Origin of the sequence: Microbispora sp. H10670, assembly GCF_014161385.1 — a bacterium.
In the GTDB taxonomy this organism is placed as follows: Bacteria; Actinomycetota; Actinomycetes; order Streptosporangiales; family Streptosporangiaceae; genus Microbispora; species Microbispora triticiradicis.
Map to the genome: position 1 here is coordinate 1 of NZ_JABBWW010000082.1, position 1,368 is coordinate 1,368.

The window sequence follows — 1,368 nt, forward strand, 5'->3', positions numbered from 1 at the left end:
CTAGTGCCATACGCCTGAAATTCGTCGGATAAATACTTATCCTGATGTGTATGGGGCATCCGGGTCCGTCTGCAATACCCATCGAGTTGACCGATGCTGAGCGGTCCTGGCTGCATGGCCTGACGGCGGAGGCGTCAGAGCTGGCGGGCCGAGCGAAGATCGTACTGGCCTGTGCCGAGTCCGGGGCCAGTAATGCGCAGGTGGCGCGGGATCTCGGTATGAGCGTGGCGACGGTCCGCCGGTGGCGGACCGCCTTTGCTCACGGTGGAAGGAACGCCCTGCTCGACAGGCCCCGGACGGGGCGGCCGAAGGCCGGGTTGACGCTGACCGACGCCGAACGCGCCACTCTGCAACGATGGGCGCGGCGGGCCAGAACCTCGCAAGTCCTGGCGATGCGCTCGAAGATCGTGCTGGCGTGCGCGGACGGCAAGGACAACAAGCAGATCGCCCAGCAGTTGCGGGTCCACCCCGACACGGTGTCCAAGTGGCGCAACCGGTTCGTCAAGCTGCGCCTTGATGGGCTCATGGACGAACAGCGGCCTGGCCGGCCACCGTCCGTCACCCTTGACCAGGTCGAGCGGGTCGTAGTGGACACGTTGGAAAGGACGCCCGAAGACGCCACGCACTGGTCCCGGGCATCGATGGCTCGTCGCAGCGGACTGTCGAAGTCCACGATCGGCCGGATCTGGCGGGACTTCGGGCTTAAACCCCACCAGGCCGACACTTTCAAGCTCTCGACCGATCCGCTGTTCGTGGAGAAGGTCGTCGATGTCGTGGGCCTGTACCACAACCCGCCCGAGCGGGCGGTGGTGCTCTGCGTGGACGAGAAGTCCCAGATCCAAGCCCTGGACCGGTCGCAACCGGTGCTGCCGATGATGCCGGGCATGCCCGAGCGGCGTACCCACGATTACGTCCGCAACGGGATCACGAGCCTGTTCGCAGCGTTCAACGTCGCAGACGGCACCGTCATCGGTGAGCTGCACCGCCAGCACCGCGCCGCCGAGTTCAAGAAGTTTCTGATCACGATCGACAAGACGGTTCCCGCCGAGTTGGACGTCCACCTGATCTGCGACAACTACGGCACCCACAAAACTCCGGCGATCAAGGCGTGGCTGGCCCGCCACCCGCGGTTCCACATGCACTTCACCCCGACCGGCTCCTCCTGGATCAATCAGGTGGAGCGGTGGTTCGGGTTCTTGACCGATCAGCTCATCCGGCGGGGGGTGCACAAAAGCGTCCAGTCCCTGGAGAAGGACATCCGGGACTGGATCGCCCAGTGGAACGACAACCCCCGGCCGTTCGTATGGAAGAAGACCGCAGAGGAGATCCTCGAATCCCTCGCACGATATTGCCGACGAATTTCAGGCG

1 protein-coding gene is annotated in these 1,368 nt (G+C 64.4%); it reads left to right on the forward strand.

Features of this window, described 5'->3' with window-relative positions; translation table 11 throughout:
* Nucleotides 1-86 precede the first annotated feature (86 nt).
* Nucleotides 87-1,368 (forward strand): IS630 family transposase (locus tag HHX33_RS34610; protein WP_220502508.1); only part of this gene is annotated, 1,282 nt, incomplete at its 3' end.